General features: G+C 44.4%; 24 protein-coding genes. 14 read left to right on the forward strand and 10 right to left on the reverse strand.

The window, feature by feature from the left end; genetic code table 11:
- Positions 1–225: 225 nt before the first annotated feature.
- Entirely contained in the window at positions 226–1,857 is a 1,632-nt protein-coding gene (locus QUA71_RS04995) for an iron uptake porin (RefSeq protein WP_333282902.1), read from the forward strand.
- Between the two features lie 367 nt (positions 1,858–2,224).
- Positions 2,225–3,505 (forward strand): serine--tRNA ligase, encoded by a 1,281-nt coding sequence (gene serS, locus QUA71_RS05000; RefSeq protein ID WP_333282905.1) that lies wholly within the window; start codon positions 2,225–2,227, stop codon positions 3,503–3,505.
- Between the two features lie 41 nt (positions 3,506–3,546).
- Here the strand turns inward: serS and QUA71_RS05005 are convergent, their stop codons facing one another.
- Positions 3,547–4,563 carry a hypothetical protein gene (locus QUA71_RS05005; RefSeq protein WP_333282907.1) on the reverse strand — a complete coding sequence of 339 codons (1,017 nt, stop codon included), beginning with the start codon at positions 4,561–4,563 and terminating at the stop codon, positions 3,547–3,549.
- Positions 4,564–4,809: 246 nt separating this feature from the next.
- Here QUA71_RS05005 and QUA71_RS05010 point away from each other — a divergent pair, with 246 nt between their 5' ends.
- Both QUA71_RS05010 and QUA71_RS05015 read left to right on the forward strand, forming a co-directional pair.
- The gene (locus QUA71_RS05010; protein WP_333282910.1) at positions 4,810–5,763 is read left to right on the forward strand and encodes a hypothetical protein; all 954 of its coding nucleotides are present in this window, start codon (positions 4,810–4,812) and stop codon (positions 5,761–5,763) included.
- Positions 5,764–6,060: 297 nt separating this feature from the next.
- Positions 6,061–6,243, forward strand: a complete 183-nt coding sequence (locus tag QUA71_RS05015; protein WP_333282913.1) for a DUF6999 family protein — start codon at positions 6,061–6,063, stop codon at positions 6,241–6,243.
- A 133-nt stretch (positions 6,244–6,376) separates the two neighbouring features.
- On the opposite strand, the gene QUA71_RS05020 is transcribed toward QUA71_RS05015, so the two are convergent.
- A complete protein-coding gene (locus QUA71_RS05020; RefSeq protein ID WP_333148305.1) occupies positions 6,377–6,514 on the reverse strand; it encodes a hypothetical protein in 138 nt (45 codons plus the stop codon).
- 317 nt (positions 6,515–6,831) lie between these two features.
- Here QUA71_RS05020 and msrA point away from each other — a divergent pair, with 317 nt between their 5' ends.
- The 4 genes from msrA (at position 6,832) to QUA71_RS05040 (ending at position 9,042) form a co-directional block, all read left to right on the forward strand.
- The gene (gene msrA, locus QUA71_RS05025; protein ID WP_190731749.1) at positions 6,832–7,485 is read left to right on the forward strand and encodes a peptide-methionine (S)-S-oxide reductase MsrA; all 654 of its coding nucleotides are present in this window, start codon (positions 6,832–6,834) and stop codon (positions 7,483–7,485) included.
- Positions 7,486–7,657: 172 nt separating this feature from the next.
- Positions 7,658–7,963, forward strand: coding sequence for a hypothetical protein (locus tag QUA71_RS05030; RefSeq protein ID WP_333282917.1), 306 nt, complete (start codon positions 7,658–7,660; stop codon positions 7,961–7,963).
- Positions 7,964–8,084: 121 nt separating this feature from the next.
- On the forward strand, positions 8,085–8,426 hold the full coding sequence (locus tag QUA71_RS05035; protein ID WP_006632275.1) for a YtxH domain-containing protein: 342 nt from the start codon (positions 8,085–8,087) through the stop codon (positions 8,424–8,426).
- Positions 8,427–8,463: 37 nt separating this feature from the next.
- Positions 8,464–9,042, forward strand: coding sequence for a DUF948 domain-containing protein (locus QUA71_RS05040; protein WP_333282920.1), 579 nt, complete (start codon positions 8,464–8,466; stop codon positions 9,040–9,042).
- A 17-nt stretch (positions 9,043–9,059) separates the two neighbouring features.
- On the opposite strand, the gene QUA71_RS05045 is transcribed toward QUA71_RS05040, so the two are convergent.
- The 3 genes from QUA71_RS05045 to QUA71_RS05055 all read right to left on the reverse strand — a co-directional run bounded on the left by QUA71_RS05045 (position 9,060) and on the right by QUA71_RS05055 (position 12,012).
- Positions 9,060–10,847 carry a cellulose-binding protein gene (locus tag QUA71_RS05045; RefSeq protein ID WP_333282923.1) on the reverse strand — a complete coding sequence of 596 codons (1,788 nt, stop codon included), beginning with the start codon at positions 10,845–10,847 and terminating at the stop codon, positions 9,060–9,062.
- A gap of 170 nt (positions 10,848–11,017) precedes the next feature.
- Positions 11,018–11,518, reverse strand: a complete 501-nt coding sequence (locus QUA71_RS05050) for a DNA-binding response regulator (RefSeq protein ID WP_333282926.1) — start codon at positions 11,516–11,518, stop codon at positions 11,018–11,020.
- A 287-nt stretch (positions 11,519–11,805) separates the two neighbouring features.
- Complete coding sequence (locus QUA71_RS05055; RefSeq protein ID WP_333282929.1) at positions 11,806–12,012, reverse strand: type II toxin-antitoxin system VapB family antitoxin; 207 nt, start codon at positions 12,010–12,012, stop codon at positions 11,806–11,808.
- 338 nt (positions 12,013–12,350) lie between these two features.
- Between QUA71_RS05055 and QUA71_RS05060 the strand changes: the two genes are divergently transcribed.
- The 3 genes from QUA71_RS05060 to QUA71_RS05070 all read left to right on the forward strand — a co-directional run bounded on the left by QUA71_RS05060 (position 12,351) and on the right by QUA71_RS05070 (position 15,180).
- A complete protein-coding gene (locus QUA71_RS05060) occupies positions 12,351–14,330 on the forward strand; it encodes a DUF262 domain-containing protein (RefSeq protein WP_333282932.1) in 1,980 nt (659 codons plus the stop codon).
- Between the two features lie 273 nt (positions 14,331–14,603).
- Entirely contained in the window at positions 14,604–14,783 is a 180-nt protein-coding gene (locus QUA71_RS05065) for a BrnT family toxin (RefSeq protein WP_333282934.1), read from the forward strand.
- 100 nt (positions 14,784–14,883) lie between these two features.
- The gene (locus tag QUA71_RS05070; RefSeq protein ID WP_333122947.1) at positions 14,884–15,180 is read left to right on the forward strand and encodes a hypothetical protein; all 297 of its coding nucleotides are present in this window, start codon (positions 14,884–14,886) and stop codon (positions 15,178–15,180) included.
- A gap of 119 nt (positions 15,181–15,299) precedes the next feature.
- Here QUA71_RS05070 and QUA71_RS05075 read toward each other — a convergent pair whose 3' ends face one another.
- Together QUA71_RS05075 and argB are read right to left on the reverse strand one after the other, a co-directional pair.
- Complete coding sequence (locus QUA71_RS05075; RefSeq protein ID WP_445243751.1) at positions 15,300–15,491, reverse strand: DUF4926 domain-containing protein; 192 nt, start codon at positions 15,489–15,491, stop codon at positions 15,300–15,302.
- A gap of 235 nt (positions 15,492–15,726) precedes the next feature.
- Positions 15,727–16,638: an acetylglutamate kinase gene (gene argB / locus QUA71_RS05080; protein ID WP_190663671.1), complete on the reverse strand. Its 912-nt coding sequence runs from the start codon at positions 16,636–16,638 to the stop codon at positions 15,727–15,729.
- A 250-nt stretch (positions 16,639–16,888) separates the two neighbouring features.
- Between argB and QUA71_RS05085 the strand changes: the two genes are divergently transcribed.
- Positions 16,889–17,680, forward strand: a complete 792-nt coding sequence (locus QUA71_RS05085; RefSeq protein WP_333282942.1) for an HAD family hydrolase — start codon at positions 16,889–16,891, stop codon at positions 17,678–17,680.
- A gap of 105 nt (positions 17,681–17,785) precedes the next feature.
- Here QUA71_RS05085 and mreD read toward each other — a convergent pair whose 3' ends face one another.
- From mreD to QUA71_RS05100, 3 genes are all read right to left on the reverse strand, one after another.
- Positions 17,786–18,352 carry a rod shape-determining protein MreD gene (gene mreD / locus QUA71_RS05090; RefSeq protein WP_333282945.1) on the reverse strand — a complete coding sequence of 189 codons (567 nt, stop codon included), beginning with the start codon at positions 18,350–18,352 and terminating at the stop codon, positions 17,786–17,788.
- Complete coding sequence (mreC, locus tag QUA71_RS05095) at positions 18,349–19,155, reverse strand: rod shape-determining protein MreC (protein ID WP_333282948.1); 807 nt, start codon at positions 19,153–19,155, stop codon at positions 18,349–18,351. The genes mreD and mreC overlap by 4 nt, the downstream gene beginning before the upstream one ends.
- 87 nt (positions 19,156–19,242) lie before the next feature.
- Complete coding sequence (locus tag QUA71_RS05100) at positions 19,243–20,250, reverse strand: rod shape-determining protein (protein ID WP_006632285.1); 1,008 nt, start codon at positions 20,248–20,250, stop codon at positions 19,243–19,245.
- 330 nt (positions 20,251–20,580) lie between these two features.
- On the opposite strand from QUA71_RS05100, the gene QUA71_RS05105 reads away from it, so the two are divergent.
- Both QUA71_RS05105 and QUA71_RS05110 read left to right on the forward strand, forming a co-directional pair.
- Entirely contained in the window at positions 20,581–20,940 is a 360-nt protein-coding gene (locus QUA71_RS05105; RefSeq protein WP_190663675.1) for a single-stranded DNA-binding protein, read from the forward strand.
- Positions 20,941–20,987: 47 nt separating this feature from the next.
- Positions 20,988–21,509 (forward strand): tetratricopeptide repeat protein, encoded by a 522-nt coding sequence (locus QUA71_RS05110; RefSeq protein WP_190663676.1) that lies wholly within the window; start codon positions 20,988–20,990, stop codon positions 21,507–21,509.
- The last annotated feature ends 14 nt before the right edge of the window (positions 21,510–21,523 follow it).

Genomic DNA, 21,523 nt, shown 5'->3' on the forward strand with positions numbered 1-21,523 from the left:
GGAAGAAGGAAGAAGGAAGAAGGAAGAAGGAAGAAGGAAGAAGGAAGAAGGAAGAAGGAAGAAGGAAGAAGGAAGAAGTCCCCTGCCCCCCTTGGGGGGAAGGAAGAAGGAAAAAGGCAAAGGCAATAATACCAAGGGTTTCAGCGATTAAGAACGTCCTAACAGTCTAGAAGGTAACTGTATTGCTAATTCTGGCGATCGGTTCCTTATGCGGAGCTTTGTCCTATGCACATCCAGCATTTTCCTCACCTGATTACTGCTTTTATACTGGGGTCACCTGCGGTATTTGTACTAACATCATTCCCAATTTTTGCTGCACCAATTGATAGATTAGCTGCTCCTGAACCGTTAAAGACCTTGGCAGAAAACCCCTTCGCGCAGGTGAATTCTGTCTCTCAACTCTCGGATGTAAAACCGACTGACTGGGCGTTTCAGGCGCTGCAATCTCTAGTAGAACGCTACGGCTGCATTGTCGGCTATCCGGACGGCACCTACAGAGGAAACCGCGCGCTGACGCGGTACGAATTTGCAGCAGGATTGAATAGCTGTCTCGATCGAGTCAGCGAACTAATTGCCGCCGGAACAACCAACCTGATTACTCGGGAAGATTTAGCGATCGTCCAAAAGCTGCAAGCAGAATTTGCAACTGAATTATCGGTGTTGCGGGGTCGAGTCGATGCTCTCGATGCACGCACAGCAGAACTAGAAGCGAATCAGTTTTCGACTACGACGAAGCTGAATGCGGAAATTATCGTGGTGGTAACAGATACCTCCGGCAACCGTGTTGGGGATTCGCGCGATCGCACCAACACTATTGTTGCCAACCGGGGGCGATTAAATTTTGAAACCAGCTTCACCGGTCGCGATATGCTGAGAACCCGTTTGGAATTCGGCAACTTGGGCAGGATTGCCGACTATACGGGTACAAATATGACGGCCTTGAACTTTGATGGCAATGTCGATAACACAATCACCGTCCCTCACGTATTGTATGTGACCCCGCTGACCTCTAATCTGGCGCTGACCGTCGGCCCGACAGGTGTTGGGTATCCCGATATTACGGATTTGCTGACTCCTCCCACGATCGCCAGCGATAGTCAGGGAATTCCCTCGAAGTTCGGACAATACAATCCCCTCTACCGCCGGGGAGGTGGCGGTGCTGCTGTCAACTGGACGCTCGCCAAAAACCTCACCCTGACTGTGGGCTATGTAGGCGGAAATCCCAATCTCTCGCAGCAAAGTAACGGTTTATTCAACGGTTCGTACAACGCTCTGGTTCAGCTTGCCTACCGGGGCGATCGCGGAGCAATTGGCGTAGCCTATTCTCGTACCTTTGCGCCAAGCGGTAAAGCCGACCTCACAGGCGGTACGGGCAGTTTTCTGGCTGCGCGACCGTTTGGGGACAATATTGCTACATCCAGTGATTCTGTAGGCGTACAAGGATTCTACCGCCTTGCTCCCCGGTTGCAAGTTCACGGCTGGGGCGTTTATACTCGCGCCAATGCAGAAAATTCCGGTGTTAGCAGCGTTTCTGATGGTAGAGGTGGCGTGGTTTTGCTAAATGTTGACGGCGACGATCGCGCCGATATTGTGTATGCAGCGATCGGGATAAGTTTCCCAGATGTGGGAGGTGAAGGCAACCTACCCGGGATTTTGGTGGGTTTGCCAGGTCGCGTGACGAGCAGTAATGTGCGCCGCGAGCGAGATACTTCTTATCACGTTGAAGCCTTCTATCGCTTTCAGGTCAACGACAACATTTCCATCACTCCTGGTGTTTGGGCCGTTGTTAATCCTGAGAATGACAGCCGCAACGACACTCAATGGGTTTGGTTGCTCCGCACTGGCTTTAACTTTTAACCGGAAGATATTTTAGTAACCTAGTCCTGGACGCAAAAACCCAGTTTCTTGACGTAATTGCCTCATTTGAGACGATAATCGCGAGAAACTGGGTTTTTTAGACTGATAGTGCGTCCAGGGCTTCAATTTCATGCCACACAACAAAAAACCCCTGCCATCGCTGGCTGGGGTAGAAAATTATCAGGGTGCATCTACTAATATTTGCAAGTATAGCAGACATTTGTGGGGTGTCACCCTCCAGGGGTGACACCCAACTAAAATTTTAAGTCAGAATAAATTATGATTCAATATGCCAATGATTAACAAAGCTTCTATATCATCTCGTTCTGTCCCAGCCGCTCTAAAATTTAAGATTTAGAATAAATCTGTGCTAGACCTCAAATTAATCCGAGAAAACCCGCAAGCCGTGCAAGAAAGCCTCAACCTGCGCGGAGGTAACTATGAAATCGAGCCGATTTTGCAATTAGACAAACAGCAGCGGGAGTTGGAAGGCAAGCGATCGCAACTGCAAGCCCGCAGCAACGAAATTGCCAAACTCATCGGTCAAAAAAGAAAATCGGGTTTAACCCTCGAATCTCCCGAAGTTCAGGAACTGCAAGCAGAAGGCAACGCAGTCGGCACCGAGTCGAACCAACTGCAAGCACAGGAAAAAGACCTAAAAGCTCAAATAGAAGCTTTATTGCTACCGCTGCCAAACTTACCGAGTCCGTCAACGCCGATCGGCAAAAATGAAGAGGAAAACGTCGAAATCCGGCGCTGGGGAGACGAATACATACCCCAAAATTCTGGTATTTTACCGCACTGGGAAATCGGCGAAAAATTAGGAATTATCAACTTTGAACGGGCAGTAAAAATCGCTCAGCCCCGCTTTGTCAGCTTAATGGGAGCCGGGGCAGCCCTGGAAAGAGCGATTATTCAATTCATGCTCGATCGCCACACAAAAGCCGGTTATGTAGAAGTAATTCCCCCATTTTTAGTTAACACTGAATCCCTCACCGCTACGGGTCAATTACCCAAATTTGCTGAAGAAAGTTTCAAGTGCGACCAAGACGATTTGTGGCTGATTCCTACTTCAGAAGTTCCGGTTGTCAATTTGTACAGAGGTGAAATTTTGACAGCAGAACAGTTGCCAATTTATCACTGTTCTTATACTCCTTGTTTTCGGCGCGAAGCTGGCAGTTACGGCAAAGATACGAGGGGATTAATTCGACTGCACCAATTTAATAAAGTTGAATTGGTAAAACTCGTGCATCCGAGTACCTCCGAGGCAGAGCACGAAAAGTTAGTGCAGGATGCCGAGGGAGTTTTGCAGGCGCTGAAATTGCCTTATCGGGCGATCGCACTGTGTACCGGCGACTTGGGTTTCGCGGCAGCCAAAACCTACGATTTAGAGGTGTGGCTGCCATCTGCGGGCAAATACCGCGAGATTTCCAGTTGTTCCAACGTCGCAGATTTTCAGGCGCGACGGGCGAATATTCGCTTTAAAGAAGCGGGTAAAAAAGGCACTCAATTTGTTCACGCGCTGAACGGTTCCGGTTTAGCTATAGGCCGCACAATGGCGGCTATTTTGGAGAATTACCAGCAGCCAGACGGGACAGTAAAAGTGCCGGAAGTGCTGCAATCTTATTTGGGTCGCGAGACTTTGTAAGCTGTTTGTCGTCACTCGGCGATTGAAACCGCCGAGTTATCTTACAGTTTAACTAATGCTTCCTTGATATCGAGCCCCAAAAATCTATCCAGCGCTAAATACATCCAATAAACAGATAGCTGATTATCACTGCTAGTCTTCTGAAATCCCAAAGCTAGGGACTGTTTTTCGTACATGGGGTGAATCATCAGCGTGTACAAGTCGCAAAGATTCGGAAAATCTGTTTGCATTTCGCCTAAAGTTTTCTGTGCGTCTTCAAGAAAAGCAATTCGGTATTCTGACAAATACTGCGGATCGATCATCCAACTGCGGACAAATACTGACTGGCAATTTATATCTCCTGGTAGCGCCATCTGGAAAGGATCGATATCGGAAATAGAACTTAAATGAAGCCCTTTACTAGGAGCATTAAAAAAATTTACTTCAGATTCGCTAGCTGTGGGATAAAGTAAGTAAAATCCGACTGGATTGAGATTATCTGAGCGGCGCAAAACTCGCATTCCCTTTGAGTATTGATTGGCAAAAAGCCGCAGGATTTTAGCAATTTTGTGGGGGACGGCGTTAGTGTTGCGGTTCATCCAGTTGTAATTAGTGGCTAATAAATTGGCAACGGGAATCGCGTCGCACCGAGGGTTGAAATCATCTAATTGGAGTTGTACAGGCTGTTGAGGTTCGGCGGTCTCTAAAATTTCTGAAACTGGTTGGATTTGAATTGCCGTAGCGTTACCATCAAAGTGTTTTGCGATTAATCCGAGTGCTGCTAATTTATCTAACATCATTCCGGCAGCGCGATCGCTCCCGCGATCGGAATCGCAGTAAAATAGTTCGGCTGCTTCCCGGTGAGTGCACTGCACTTCTGTTGCTGGCACTTCCAGTTTCGCCAGCGGTGGTTTGAGACGGGGCTGGCTTTCCTGAAGCTGTTTCACCGATAAGTAAACCCAAAGCCGGATAAAGCATTCAGCCCTAGTGCGAGTTACGCCTACTCGTTTCATCAACAGCGAAACAGCCGTGCGGCGTTGAGAAGGAGAATACCAAGTATCTAGTTTTGCAATATCCATTTCAGTCGGGAAGCAGCGAAGGAACTCTAGTTACATATTGGCTCAATTACATAAAACTTCACCCCGCTTCAGGTTATTGGTTGCCGCTGTTGCTCAACTTCCCTGATTTCCGGCGACTCTACAAGATAGCTGGTTCTTCCTTGCAAGTTCACTGCTTCACAAAGCACAATCAATTTTAGATATTTTCTGGCTTGATTTAACAAAACAACCAACCCGACTAAATTAGCAACTTTAGAGGTTTACGTCATGTACAGTGCTTATATCAATCGGATTGGAAAATTTTTGCCGGGAGAACCGATTAATAATGATGAGATGGAAGAGGATCTCGGCAAAATTGCCTCGCGCCCTTCGAGAGTCAGTCAGCCAATTATCAACAGCAACGGCATTCAACAGCGCTACTACGCGATCGACAAACAGCAGCAAACACTATATTCTAACAGCCAAATGGCAGCGTTTGCCGTCCGTGACGCGATTTCTCAGTCAAATCTGGAACCAGGGGCGATCGACTTACTGGCCTGCGCCACTACTTTACCAGACTTATTAGTACCGGGATTTGCCAGCACAGTACACGGGGAACTTTCCGAATTATCTCCCCTAGAAATAGTGTCAACTCAAGGAGTTTGCTGTGCCGGAGTTAGTGCTTTAAATTACGCCACCTCTCAAATCGAACTCGGCAAAAAACAAACAGCAATTGCCGTCGCTTCCGAATTTCCCTCGCGCCTGTTCAAAAACACCAAATTTGAAGCAAAGACTTCAGTGCAAGCGGGAAAACCCCTGCCTTTAGATACAGAATTTCTGCGCTGGATGCTCTCCGACGGTGCCGGAGCATTGTTGCTCCAAAACCATCCTAACGCGACAGGAATCAGCTTAAAAATAGAATGGATTGAGCGAATTTCCCACACCAACGCCTATCCTGTTTGTAGGTATTCAGGATTAGCCAACGAAACATCAACTAAAAGCTGGTTGGGTTATTCCTCTTACCTCAATGCAGCCACAGCGGGAGCTTTTGACTGGCGGCAAAATATTCGCTTGCTGGAAAATGTAATCAAATTAGGCGTTGAAGGTTGGCTGCGGTTGATAAAAGCCGGGAGAGTTTGTCCGCAGGAAATCGACTGGCTGCTGTGCCACTATTCGTCTCACTTTTTCCGGGAACAAATTGTAGAACTTCTGGAACAAGCAGGCTGCATGATTCCTGAATAAAAATGGTTTACCAACTTGAACAGTCGGGGAAATACAGGCGGCGCCTCGATTTATTTAATCTTAGAGGGATTATTCAATTCTGACAAGTTGCAGCCTGGACAGACAATCTTTTGTTTCGTGCCGAAAAGCGGCAGCTTTACAACGGCATACAGGATGTTAACTGCTGTGGAAAATACCCATAAACCTATGATTATATCAAATTTATAACTTTCTTGAGGTTTCCGAATCTTCGACTCTCGAAAGCGTTAAAGCGGAACAACCCAACTCTCCGCAAGCTTATTTGTTGCGGCAGTTAGTATGGATTTGGCTTACGTCAGCGATATTACCGGAAATTGCGAGTGGAATCATGTAATTGTCAACCGCCATCCGCTAGCGCCAAACAGTCCGTTTAATGCGGCACCCGACTTGTTTTTGCACGGGATAATTGCGGAATATCTCTATCAGTATTTAGAACTGCCAAAAGAGATGAGCAATGTTTAAAAGTAGGGTGGTACTTATTTAGGCTGCAACCCCTAAGCACTTACGAATATAAGTAGCGCGTCAAATAACTTTTTGCGTAAGTCCTGAAGTTGGAGATAATGGTTAATTTTTCAAGTAAAATTAATAGGAGAACTCAAGCTGCTGCTAGCTGTGCTTGTTCTGCTGCTTTGGGCAAAGTCTGATTTACCACAATCCACTTGCCTGTAATTGGGTCGCGGTAAGTAATAAACGGATTAGATTTTAAAGGTTGACTGCAAGGTTTAGCGGCCATTTCTACACACTCTCCATAAATGGTATTGAATAACTACTACAACACCATACTTTAAATAATCGGCTGTTTTGCCTAAAATTCAGGTGATTTATACCTCAACAATAGGTGATATTTTAGGTATGTTTTGGTGACATATAGCACGGCCTAATGTGATTTAAAACTGCGTTGGCAGTGAGCAGTATCACCAAAAACCTTCCGTAAAAAAAATCTGCCTTCTGGCTTTTACCTTCTACCTTCAAGAGGGCGACTATTTTTAGTGTAGATCTGATATTATTAAGTAAGGTAAAGACGTTTATCAGAGATCCCCTCACAAACTTATGGTGCTATTTGGATTTGGCAAAAAGTCGAGCCTGCCCTCTCCCCAAGAGGCCTTGCCGGGACGGGCAGAGTCGATGTCGGTACCGGCAACTCACTTTGTTAACGGCAATCCGCTCAAACCTCCCTTTCCAAACGGCATGGAGACTGCCTTGTTTGGCCTGGGCTGTTTTTGGGGAGCAGAACGCAAATTTTGGCAACAAAATGGAGTTTTTTCGACGGCTGTTGGCTACGCGGCCGGGATTACTCCGAATCCTACTTACAACGAAGTTTGCAGCGGGATGACGGGACATAATGAAGTAGTTCTGGTTGTGTTCGATCCCAAAGTAATTAGTTACGAAACGCTGCTCAAAGTTTTTTGGGAAAGTCACAATCCTACTCAAGGAATGCGTCAGGGTAATGATTCGGGTACTCAGTACCGATCGGGAATTTACACGTATTCAGCTAGCCAAAAGCAGCTAGCTGAAGCTTCGCGCGATGCTTACCAGCAGGCTCTGACGGCGGCCGGTTACGGCAAGATTACCACTGAGATTATTGATGCTCCTGAGTTTTATTACGCAGAAAGCTATCACCAGCAGTATCTTGCTAAAAACCCGAACGGTTATTGCGGCTTGGGCGGAACTAAGGTTTGTTTGCCTGCTATGTCTCAGGCTTAAAAATTGACCCAGCTTATGGATAGGGACACATAGTTCAGGAAAAAACATTGTTGTGTCCCTACACAAAAAATCGGGACACAACAATGTTTTGTCCCTACGAAATATCTGGTGGGGCGGGCTAGAAGCCCGCCACAAAAAGCAGAAGATGTTAGTAATTGAACATAGGTAATAAATGCTGACTGCTGTTGTAATTATCAATCTACTAATATCTGGGGTCTGCTTTTATATAGCTGCGAAGGTGTGGAAAATCAGGCGGACGATCGCACGTTTGGAAATTCGGATCGCAGGAATGGAACGCCGCAGCAGCAATGTCCTCAGCAAATCGCCGGATTTCCTTGGTAAAAGGCAGCAAGGTACCCGCCAACTGCGACGGCGCTATCAACAACTGGAATTGCAACTGCAACAGGTTCAGCAACTTTTGGGATTGCTGGGTTTCGGACGGATGCTTTGGTCCAGGCGCAATCGACGTTTGAGGTAAGCTATCCTAAAACTGCCGCCCCTGCTGACTCCGTAGGATTGTCCACCATATTTCTACCTTTGCAAAGGGCCGCGATCGGGCAAACTTGCCTAAAATTGGTGTATGGAGAGAAGTTATAAAAATGTCAACTAAACGTTCAGGATTATTTATTGGCGGTTTGCTTGTGGGTTCTGCGATCGGGGCCGTGACTGGGTTGCTGATAGCACCGCGACCGGGCAAGGAGACGCGACAGATATTGAAAAAATCGGCCGATGCTTTGCCCGAGTTGGCGGAAGATTTATCGACTAGCGTGCAGTTGCAGGCCGATCGACTTTCAGAAACTGCAATCCGAAATTGGGACGAAACTTTGATTAGACTCAAAGAGGCGATCGCGGCCGGTTTGGAAGCGACTCAGCGGGAACGCCAAACACTTTCGGAAGCTGAAGCCGAAGTGAGTCCCCCGTCGCGCCCTCCCATCCGCTAAATGACATGAAATCCCAAACCCCCAATCCCAGATTCAAGTGAGCGATCCCATATTTTGGCTAGGACTTTCGATTTTGCTAGTGGCAGTTAGCCTGACTGCTGTTTTAGTGACTTTAATACCTGCGGTGCAAGCGCTGGCCAGGGCGGCCCGCAGCGTGGAAAAGCTCGCTGACACGCTTTCTCGCGAATTTCCGCCCACTTTGGAGGCGATTCGGTTGACGGGGCTGGAAATTAGCGAGTTGACGGATGATGTCAGCGAGGGAGTACAAAGTGCGGGCGAGGTTGTCAAACAGGTCGATCAAAGTATTGGTAGCGCCAAAAAGCAGGCGCAAAAGGTGCAGGTAACTACTCGCAGCGTGGTGAGTGGGATTAAGGCTGCTTGGAAAACTTTAACTCGGAAGCCGCCGATTTCTGGGACAAATCGCCGGTCAACAGATAGATTGTCGCCGAGTCAAAGAAGTGCGCTTTCGCTAAGGGATTCGGGTTTGGAGGATAGGTATTCTGGGGTTTACGGTGCGGGTGGGAGTAATGGGGAATCGCCCCGGTTGAGGGGTAGCGAGGGTTCGGGTTTGCCAGGGGATGCGGAAGATTTTGAGGAAGTGTCGAAGGATTCTTGATTCCACCCAATTCCCGATCATCCCTCAACAGCACACCTATCCCACCAGCAAGGATTCTTATCAATAAAATCCATCAAAGCATCATACTTAGGCGAATCCTTTTGTTCCACATATTCCAAAGCCCCCCAACTTCCCCACTTACTAAATGAACTCACATCCACAAAGTGCATGAAGAGACTACCTCCAGCTTGTTTCCAACTATTCAGTAATTGGGTGTAGATCTCATACATTTCTGGACGCCTATTTAATTCCATAAAAAACTTGGTCAGTTTTTCGTTATTCTCCACTCCTTCAATACCTACAATATGTTGGCCGCCCTCGTAAACAAATAACTTGAGACCTTTTTTTTGAGCCACATCTAAGTAATACCTAAAGTCCTTCTCCACATCGGGCAAACTATCATTGGATCCCGGGATTAACCCGCCCTCTCTTAATTGCTTAAAAGCTTTGCCAAACCCGCCATCGGCGTCATTCAACCAAGATTCTACTGTGCTGACACTTTCTTTCCCGCCCAAGTTGCCACTAAAATATCCCGCTATAGCATAGGCATCTATGCCGTGTTGATAACAAGGTTTATTGCCCTCAGCTACCCAATAGGGACAATCTAAAGCATAATTTCCTAACTCTCTCCAAGCTCTTTGAGTTCCTAACACGCAGACAACTCGATTGTTTTGATCCCCAAAGACGCCTTTCCATATATCGCACATTTGAGCACTACGCATTCCGTGCCATTGCATAAAAGCATCGCCTTTATCTCCCCACCTCGCTTTACCTTGTTTCAAAGCATAAGTCGCTTGGGGGAATGACCAATTCCAAACCTCATTAGAATACTCTACATTAACTTTCAGCTTGGGATCTAAACTATCTTTGACCATTTTAGCAAAGTTGGTCATATATTCATCCGTCGCCTGATGCGGCATATTAAACCAGGGTTCTGCTTGGACTTTGTTAGATAAATTCACCATAACTTCTATGGGAACATTTCCTCGGTAAGAATAGGATACACTCTCTGGTTTAGGTCGGTTTGACCAGTCTTTTTGTTCTGAACCATTTGTCCCCATCCAGTCCATAAAACGCAAGACTCTAAATTTTTTAATTTTGTCTATAAACAGCGGATTAAATATTTCACCACTTTGATAAAGCTGTTCATCTTGGGAGCGAACAACTTTAATATTGCGGATATAGTTCCCTGTTTTCTTGGGATCGGTAGCAGTAATTATAATCATGATGCCTCCGCCTTGTGTGGCATCTACATTAATGATATCCCTCCCGGGTTTCGACGCAGCCTCATCTTTTTTGGAATCAAAGCTATATTCGATCGCACCTTCACCCTCATAACTAACAATATATTGCCCTGAAGGATAGCGATTGGGGATTTCCCTAAGTAATAGGGTACTTACCCTAGTATATTTAGGAGCTTCTTCGGGAGATGGGAGAGATTTCACCCACCCATTTTCATCAAGATTTAAAAGATTATACTCCTCTGTATCCCATTCACCGTTACAGTTTGGTTGTCCGCTGACGCATTGAGTTATCCATTGTCTAGAAGATTTGAAAGCATCTAAAAAGGGTAATTGTGTGGAGTAGTCAGCAATACCATTAAGCCCAACTCCTAAAGAAGAGCGAGAATTTGACGTATTTTGTACATCTGCACGCACAGCTACTTTGTTATCTACTTGCCGTGCTGCTGTGGGAGCAATATTAGTGGTTAAAGCCCAACATCCGGGAATGAAAATGACAAAAATTAATAAACCCAGCACAAAGCCCAGAGCTTTATTTTTTGATAGGATACTTAATCGAGACATAAATTTGACTAATTTGAGTGTTTTAGGTAAAATCGAAGCGGGTGAGGCAGTTTTAATTTTGATATTTTATCAAAAACTTCCTTCTCAAACTATCAGCTATAAGATTATTAACATTTTTGCCTCTCAGTGAGGGGCGAGATCCCTTTCTGTCCCCAAGTGCGATCGCCCATCTAACCGTCTTTATCCAAATCTTCTGTTTTTGGAGCTTCTGAAGTTGAGGGAAATTCTAGTCGAATATTAATATCAATTGATACTGTACTTTCTTTAAAACCTATATTAACTATTTTTACTAATGCTTCTGTAGGTACAGAATTATTTATTTTAAATTCAGGAGAAGACTGAGTTTTATATCCGGCTTCCTGTAGCCGATCGCAAATATTGCGCCAATTTCCTACAGGTTCGTTAGGTACATGTGCGAGTTTTTTAACATATTGGTATAAAGTCTTACACAGATAAACCTCTGCACTTTTCGGAGTCTGAAACATTTTTTTAGCTATTTCGGCGGGACTGCAACCGGAAAGTAGTCCTCGGAGATAAAGCTTTTCAGTTTCTGTAAGTCCCCTTCGCGATCGGGGAGAGATTTGCCGTTTAGCTTCTGCAAAAGCTTGGTACAGCCTTTCTAAGTCCCAGTGTTTGGCGGCTTCGGCAAATAAGTCTTCTTTTGATGCCATTGTCGGGCGTGGTGAGATGTGGCTAACGATAGCATAACCGAAATTGCTAGCGTTTGTTAGTTGTGTGCTAGCTTTACTTACTGTATTGTTATATACATCAAACATAGTTGAGTTTGTTGGGGCGGTGGGACGCCGAGTCGGAATACTGAGATTCAACAATGGGCGCGATCGTTTTTGACAAGAAATCATTTATTTAATACAAGCAAACACGCGGTAAGTCTCTGTACTTGTCCCGGTTCAACACGAGGAAATAACGTGTCTAATTTTTTTACGCCGGATTTTAATAACTAATTTCCGCTTGTTTGTCGCTGTTGCTTGTAGTTATAATCTTCATCGTAGTCAATAGTACCGAGCAATTCCAATATTTTTAGTTGCTTGCGACGTTGAATGTACTCGCATAAAGCCGCTTCAATTAATGTATTAGGTGTTGGATGATTACTCAAATCAAGGGCTTCTTGAAGAAGAGTTTTGTCAATTTCGAGCGTAGTTACCATGTATTTTCCTCATGCAAGTAGGGTATGACGCAATTGTCACCGAACAATGCTGTATTTTTAGTGTCACACTGAAAATATATCAATGGGCGATCGCATCTGAACTCAGAACTTCCGGCGTGACTCGTCGCCAAGTTTCTCCCCAAAGAAAGAAATCCTGATTCGGCGTAATGCACCAACTTCCATGTATAATTGCCATATTGATTAGATTGTGATGGAAAAAAATATTGGGTTTTCTTGCGTTAACCCAACGGACGAGAAAAGACTGAAAAAATGGCCTTAGTGGTAAACCACTAACATCAAGCCTTAAATAACTTTACTGGAAATATACCTCAAAAAATATGAAAGCATCAGAAACTAAACTACAAAAAATCCTAGAAGGAACCCAACAATATCTTGTTCCGCTATTTCAACGTCCTTATAGCTGGGAAAAACAACAATGGGAAAACTTATGGAATGATCTGATAGACTTGACAGAACAGGAAACTATAACACCTCATTTTATGGGTTCTATTGTCACATTACAAACTATTTCTGTACCTGAAGGAGTATCTAAATATTTATTGATTGATGGTCAACAAAGACTAACAACTATTTTAATTTTATTGGCTGTTGTACGCGATCGCGCCAAACAACAAAAAGAAACAAATAAACTAGCAGAACAAATTAATAATACTATTCTAATTAATCCTTATGAAACAGGTTTAGAACTATATAAACTACAACCTACTCAAGCAGATCGCTGGAGTTTTCATCATATTATCGATCATGGTTCTCCTAATTCTGAAACCTCTTTAATTAATGAGTGTTATCGCTTTTTTGACAAAAAAATAAGTCAGAAAAACATTGAATTGAGCTTGATTAAAACAGCCATTATTAGCGGTTTTTCCTTGGTTAGTATTCTTTTAGACAAAGACGAAAATCCGCACTTAGTTTTTGAAAGTTTAAATGCTAAAGGAAAACCATTAAGTCAAGCTGACTTAATTAGAAACTACTTTTTTATGAAGATTAATGAAGAAGAACAGCAGAAAAATTATGCCAAATATTGGGAACCGATGCAAGCTGCTTTAGGTGATAATTTGACTGAGTTTATTCGTCATTATTTAATGAAATATGGTCGGGAAGTTAAAAACGACCAAGTTTATTTGACATTAAAGGATAGGGTTAATGTCAAAAATGCTTTAGAATCTTTAGAAGATTTAGCTAAATTTGCTGATTACTACAATAAACTAATTAATCCTAGTCAGGAAACCAATAAATCTATTAATAGTTTGCTGATGCGGATCAAACGACTAGAATTAACTACAGTCTATCCATTTCTACTCAATTGTTATGATGATTACAGCGAAGGTAAATTTTCAATTGATGAATTTGTCGAAGTCTTAAAGATTCTTGAAAATTTTATTATTCGGCGTTTTGTTTGTAACCTTCCCACTAACTCCCTAAACAAAATGTTTCCTTCTCTATACAGTCAAATCAAACAAAAAATAGATCAAAATTTTATGGTGGGATTAAAGGAAACTCTTAGTAGCAAAAACTATCCCAAGGACGAGAAGTTTAAATCAATGTTAAAAGAAGTAGAACTTTATGGTGTTAAGAAGTCAGAAAAGGCTAGACTAATTTTAGAATCAATCGAACAATCATTCGGTCATAAAGAAGGGGTATCTTTCAATAATCTTTCAATTGAACATATTATGCCCCAAAAGCTAAATAAAGATTGGGAAAAATCTTTAGGGGAAGATTGGGAAATAACTCACGAACTTTTATTACATACGCTGGGAAATTTAACTTTAACAGGATATAATCCCGAACTTTCTAATCATCCTTTTCCCAAAAAGCGGGAGATTTTACTAGAAAGTCATCTGGAATTAAATCAGTATTTTCAAGAAAAAACAACCTGGAATAGAGAAGATATTGAACAGCGATCGGAAGATTTAGCCGAAATTGGCCTGAAAATATGGCCCTACTTTGGGGAAGGATCGGGACAAGAAAAAGTTGAGGGTATAGTTAGGGGAACAAAACCGAAAGTTTTGTTTGTAAATAGCAAAAAATATACTGTTAAAACCTGGCGTGATGTGTTGGAAACTACCCTAAATATTGTTGCTGATTTAGATGAAGATAAGTTTCAGGAACTTGTTCAAGATTATCCTCGTTTTGTGAATTGGAATGATCAAAATTTAAGATCTTCCAGACAACTAGAAAACGGGGCATTTATTGAAGTTAATTTATCTGCTGAAGATATTAATTCATTTTGTTTAAAAGTTATTGAAAGAGTAGGATTAAGTTCCGAAGATTGGCAAGTTGAAACGTTTCTGCGATAATTGGTTCGCCTTGCAAGATTTCAGGGTGACGTGTGACATAACGCGAAACAGATTGTGTAGTCATCGGAGATTAACAGGACAGATCCATCTTTATTATAGCTTAAGCTAAAACTCGGTAAAAGATTCAGGCCGGTGGTCATCCCAAGTACCAAAGTGGGCCCCTATCCCATCCTAAATCTCACGCGGGCGAGATCCCTTTCATTCCAAAAGTGCGATCTGCCTTATTGTCCGAAAGTGCGATCGCTCTTATTTAAAGAATGTTAATATCGAAGCATGGATAGTGTGTACAGACTGCAAGGCGTTGAGTTTGAATGGGACACAAACAAATTTCAGATTAACCTAGAAAAGCATGGCGTTAGCTTTGAAGAAGCCGCAGAAGTTTTCTTCGATCCATTCTATCAGGAGGGAGATGCAACGGCTAATGACGAACAGCGTAACTTTATCCTGGGTTAGTCCCGCACTCAACGCCTATTACTGGTTGTTTATGTAGAACGCAGCTTCCGAATACGCATCATTTCAGCCCGTCCTGCTACCCGCACTGAAAGGAAATTATATGAACAATTCTGAAGAAGAAATAAAATTGCAATTGCGACCTCGTACAGCGGAAATAGTCTCGCTAAACATTCCAATAGATACTTTAGCATCACTTGAGAAAATAGCGGCAAATCGAGATATGTCTGTAGAAGCATTGCTTAAGTTTTATATAGGGCAAGGTTTACGGGAAGACTTAGCTAAAGTTTTTTCAGAACGCTTGCTAGACAAAACTGCTCAAGTTTTGGCTAGACACCTTGAGTCAGCCGAAGAAATATCAACTATTATTCGAGAAATTCAAGCTGAAACTGCACGTTAAATGATGGCGCGATTTAAGTACAAAACTAAAAGGCGATAGCCCTTATTTTCCGAAAGTGCGTGAAGCGCAGCTATCCCGTAGGGAATCGCCCTTATCTAACTTCTATTCCCCTCACGTTACTAAGCAACTGCAAGTTCATATTGCAGAACTAAAATTTCATCAGCTTTTAACATAGCTATAGCATATTCAATCCCTTGACTATCAGCAAACTCCACTAAATACTGACATTCCTTTCCCGTATCATACACTTCAACAATAGTTCCCACAAGTCCAACTGGCAAACTAGAAATAGATGCGTATTCTGGTTCCACTAGCGCTAATCGCGTATTTGAAATCGGCTTGAGAATCGCAACAGAATCCAAAACTCTAAAGTGTTTGATCATAGTTTAAGAAAAGCTGAAATCCCACAACGGTTAGAATTAGTTGAAGTCATTTCCCAGAAGTACCTTCTCAAGGTTTTTAGGGGCAGGTTTAGTTAGGATATACCCAATCGCAGCCAGTTTACCCCTTTCACGCACCCGCCCTCCCCACACTAGGATTTATACCTTACTTAGGCCTTAAATTCGCGCTGCTAAACTCAGAAGCCACAATCATCGACCCAATCCCCGCATCTGTAAATATTTCTTGCAGCAAAGCATGAGGAATTCTACCGTCAATAATGTGAGCACCATTCACACCCTGGGCCAAACTCCGCACACAACAATTAACTTTCGGAATCATCCCCCCAGACACAACTCCCGACTCAACCAACTGTCTCGCTTCCTGAATATCTAACTTAGCAATCAGACTCTCTGGCTTGTGATAATCCTCCAAAATTCCCGCGGTATCAGTCATCAAAATCAACTTTTCCGCTCCCAAACCAGCCGCAATTTCTCCAGCCACCGTGTCAGCATTAATGTTGTAAGATTGACCTTTTTCATCCGCCGCCACGCTCGACACCACCGGAATATAACCGCTGTTCACCAAAGACTCCAAAATCTGGATTTTCACGCCGCTGACTTCACCCACAAACCCAATTCCTTCCCGGCCATCTGGACGAGCTTGAATCAGATTGGCATCCTTGCCACACAATCCCACTGCTTTGCCGCCAGCTTGGTTGATTAACGAAACAATTTCCTTATTTACTTTCCCCACCAAAACCATTTCTACAACTTCCATTGTCGCCGCATCAGTCACTCTCAAACCATCCTTGAATTGCGGCTCAATTCCTAATTTTTCCAGCCAAATATTAATTTCCGGGCCGCCGCCGTGAACCACAACCGGACGCATCCCCACGCAAGCTAGCAGCACAATATCCCGAACCACCTTGTCTTTGAGATTGCTATCTTTCATCGCCGCACCGCCATATTTGACGACTATGGTGCGACCGGCAAAGTGTTGAATGTAAGGCAGTGCTTCGGACAGCACCTCTACTCGATTAGTGTCCGAATTCCTAACAAAATCGCTTTGTTTGAGCATGGGTAAATTACAAAAGACTAAAAACTCAATTTTAAACTTTAATGGCTAAAGCACATATCAACAGCCTCAAAAATCACTTTTTCCCTGAATTTTATCGACGCGCAGGCTCGATCGATCGCCCTTATTGAACCCAATACTCAAAAAATTAATAGGTTTTTTTAATAACCTTATTTAAAATAATGTATTATAACTTATACATTTTTTGCTAAAGTCAAGAAATGTATAACTCCCTTGATTTACTTAACGTTTTATGTTAAATGCTGTCGCCCAAAACTCCGAAAACCTTCAGTACAAGCTACCCTCAGAGGCTGACTCGTCCCCCCGGATGACGGTATTTTGCGATTTAGACGGGCCCATAGTCGATGTGTCCGATCGCTACTATGCCACATATCAACAAGGATTAGCCGATACTCAAGCAGCTTATCTCGATCGGGGAATCAACCTCAACCTTCAACTACTCAGCAAACAGCAGTTTTGGCAAATGAAACAAAACCGAGTGCCCGATGCTGAAATAGCCAAAAGTTCCGGCTTGTCGGGAGAAGAAATTCACGTTTTTCTCGGATGCGTGAGTCGGATTGTCAATCAGCCAGACTTGTTGCACTTAGATCGCATCCAGCCGGGAGTGCAATGGGCGATCGGACTTCTGCACTCCCGCGGCGTGCGGCTGATTTTAGTCACCCTGCGGCCGAGAAATCAAGCCGTTCAACTGTTACAAAATTACGGTTTAGCCAGACTGTTTACCAGCATTCGCGGAACTCAGATGGCGGATGCCGCCTATCACAACTATACAGCCTTAAAAACTGAATTGTTGGCTGAAGTTGCAGAAGAATTTGAGTCATCGCTGGGTTCGGCTTGGATGATCGGAGATACAGAAGCAGACATCCTCGCAGGAAAAGCATTGGGAATACCTACAATTGCCGTTACCTGCGGAATTCGCAGCCGCTATCAACTCCAAAAGCACCAGCCTAATTTCATTCTCAGCAACTTGATTATTGCCGTTAATCACTTATTAGGTTCCGGCCAACAAGTAATAGTAGAATGACTACAGTTAACAGTAATTAGTTAACAGTTAACTGTTGACTGTTAACTGTTGACTAAGGACTAAGGACTAATGACTAAGGACTAATGACTGATGACTAATGGCTGACTAAGGCTTTTCTACATTCCTGGTCATTTCCCACAAGCGATTGAGCGGAAAATAAATCACCGGAGCCCAAAGACTGCTAAGAATAGCAGAACACAAAGCCACTCGCTGGTGATAGCTCCAAATTTCCAGTAAAGCCCGATCGCCCATAGTAAAAAATTGCAGCCCCATCACCGTTTCCGCTACCACCGCCATCCCAAACACAATTAGCGCCATCGGGATCGGATCTCTCTCAACAATATCTACCGGAATCGACCAGGTTTTTTGCAAAACAACTGTTAAGACTCCTACAACAACTAGACTGACAGCATGGGTGGGATGAGGAGCCGTCATCGCATCTTGAAGAAACCCCAAAACCAAGCCCATGCTAGCAGCTCCCCAAACTGTACGTTTCCGCTTAATACTCCAAGCTACCAACCAAATTAACAGCCAGTTCGGTCCAATTCCCAGCAATTCCATTCCCGGCATCCGAGTCGGCAATATCAGTATGCACAGCATCACAGATAGAAATGTAACTGCGAAGTTGAGAAATTGGCGCAATCGCGAAGACATCCGAGATAAAGCTTTCATTGTTGCTGTGCTCCCTCAGATGCTGCTGAAGATTGACTCGGCGAATCCTGTGGTTCGGCTTGCTTAGAGTGGGGGTAAACCACCGCCCACTCCAGAGCATTCATTGGTGCAGAGAACTCAACAACAGCTTCTGGAGCCGGAGTTTTATTCATATCCACCGAAACCACTTTTCCCACCGGCAAACCAGGAGGGAACAACTGACTGTAAGAAGAAGTTGAAACCACATCCCCAGGCTTGACATTGGGAACATTCTCAAAAAACTCCATCACAGCCTTATTTCCGCCTTTCCCGCGCATAAAACCCATGTGGCGACTGCGGGTAATTCCCACACCCAATTGACTCGTAGCGTCGCTGACTAACAGCACCAAGCTAGTATTAGGAGTAACGCTGACAACCCGGCCTACCAAACCGCCAGGGCCCATCACAGTAAAATCTGTTTTGATGCCATCGTTACTGCCGCGCCCCAAGGTTACTTGCTGCCACCAGTGGTCCGCGCTGCGACCGACAATAGGAGCTACAATTCCTTGAGGTTTCTTACCCGAAACGTAACCTAAAAGCTCTTTTAGCTTCTGATTTTGATTTTCTAATTCTAATAGCTGCGCTTGCAATTCTTGAGTGCGCGCCGAGATGAGTTCCTCTTGCCCAGAGCCGTTGGCGTGAAACGGACGAGTCACCCAATTGTAAACTTCAAATACTGCCGCACCTTGTGTTTGCCGAACTCCCCAAGCGGCAGTTACAGCTAAACCTAGAAGAGCAATTTGCAGCCGCAGATCCCACCACTTTCGGAATGTATTTTTTAGCATAATTTCACTAATCTAAAATTGTTAAGTCAGGATTTTAGATTTGAGATTGCAGCCGTATTTCTAAATCCACAATCCCAAATTTGTTAACTACATATTACGCGACGACTGCCCGCTGAAAACCCGTTCCAACTGTTTGTTTTCCAATACCCTACCAGTTCCCAAAACCACGCAGCACAGCGGATCGGCTGCCACGTGAGTGACAATTCCTGTTTCGTGACTGATCAGAGTATCTAAACCTTTCATCAGCGCGCCACCACCAGCCAGCATAATTCCCCTGTCAATAATATCTGCTGCTAATTCCGGGGGGGTGCGTTCCAAAGTACGCTTGACAGCTTCCACAATTACTGAAAGCGGTTCCGACATACTTTCGCGAATTTCTGGGCCTTTGATAGTAACAGTTCGCGGCAAACCAGACAGTAAGTGCAAGCCCCGCACTTCCATCATTACATCGTCATCCTCTGGAGTTGGATATGCAGAACCCACCTGAATCTTAATTTCTTCAGCAGTGCGTTCGCCGATGACCAAATTGTGAACTTTTTTCATGTATTGGACGATCGCCTCATTGAGTTCGTCGCCGGCTACCCGCACAGACTCACTGATCACCGTACCTTGCAAACTCAAAACCGCAACTTCCGTCGTACCTCCGCCTATATCTATAATCATATTGCCAGTCGCCTCAGCAACAGGCAGTCCAGCCCCGATCGCCGCAGCGATGGGTTCATCAATTAACCGTACTTCTCTAGCACCGGCCTGAGTCGCCGCCTCAATGACAGCACGCCTCTCTACTCCGGTGACACCGCTGGGGATGCCAATAATTATCCGCGGCGAAACTAAGCTTCGGCCTTCGTGAACTCTGCGGATAAAAGTCTTGAGCATCAGTTCCGCCGTATCGAAGTCTGCAATTACCCCGTCGCGAAGCGGGCGCAGTGCTATGACATTCCCTGGCGTGCGCCCGAGCATTTTTTTGGCTTCTTCTCCAACAGCCAGCGGTATTTTTAAATCTTGGTCGATCGCCACTACAGAAGGTTCCTGCAGAACAATACCTTTGCCCGATACATAAACGAGCGTGTTAGCAGTACCGAGGTCGATACCCATATCTCTAGATAACGAAAATCGATTGAGAAGACCCACTGATTCGTACCCCCCCCAAAAACTAAAATACTATTGTGTGCAATAATGTTGTTACAAAAGTGTAACCGAGGTGGATTCTATTACGTTTTTCATCCTGAGTCTAGTCAGAAATGTACATTGTCGAGCTCAGGTTGAGCGCAGACTTGCCAATCATCCACTATCAATATGTTCTGCTAACTGGGTGTACAATCAGGATGAAGCCTCACAAGCGTTGTTCCAAGTTCAGTTTGGAGGCTAATGCGCGTGTGGACTGTTTAACTACATCACCGATCGACCACATTCCCAAAAAAGTTTATGAGTCTTAATGTTGTGACTTTAGTAGGCCGCGTCGGCGGCGACCCGGACGTTAAGTATTTTGAGTCGGGTACAGTTAAGTGTAGTTTGACGCTGGCAGTGAATCGCAGAACCAAGAACAGCGATCAACCAGACTGGTTCAATCTGGAAATCTGGGGCAAAACAGCGCAGATTGCGGCTGACTACGTTCGCAAAGGCTCTCTAATTGGCGTAACAGGCTCTTTGAAGTTCGATCGCTGGCAAGACCGCAATACGGGTTCAAATCGCTCGAAGCCGGTAATTAAAGTAGACCATTTAGATTTGCTGGGTTCCAAACGCGACAACGAGTCCGGTATGTCGCAACACAACAGCGAATTCTAGCGTTTGGGGAATTTGGGAATTAATATTTGTGAATTGGGTGGGTGCTCGTGACTCCAGAAAAGTTAGAAATTGTTCAAACTGAGTACCAAGCTGGGCAAGTAGCTTTTGAGAGTGGCCGGTATGCTCAAGCTGTGCAGAGTTTAGAAACAGCTACCGGTTTAGTCGATCGAAATTCCCGGTTGGGCGGTGAGGTGCAGATGTGGTTAGTGACAGCCTACGAAGCCTCTGGCAATACAGAAAGGGCGATCGAGCTTTGCCGTGCGCTCACCCGCCATCCCCGCCAAGAAACTCGCCAGCAAGCAAAGCGCTTGCTGTTCATTCTCGAAGCTCCCAAACTCACTATCCCTCCTGAATGGATGGTGAAAATCCCTGATTTGGCAGCTTTAGATGAAAATCAATCAATCAGTTTTCAAGCTAATCCAAACGCTGATATCAAGTACGCTAAACCCAAGCCAGTCGTACCAGAGCCTGTAGATTTGAGTCAGGTTAATACGAAAGATAATAGGTTTATCTGGGTGGCGTTAATTGCGATCGGGCTAATTTTAGGCGGATTATTTATTAGTTATTAATCATTTTTTCATTC

Source organism: Microcoleus sp. MON1_C5 (assembly GCF_036701875.1).
In the GTDB taxonomy this organism is placed as follows: Bacteria; Cyanobacteriota; Cyanobacteriia; order Cyanobacteriales; family Microcoleaceae; genus Microcoleus.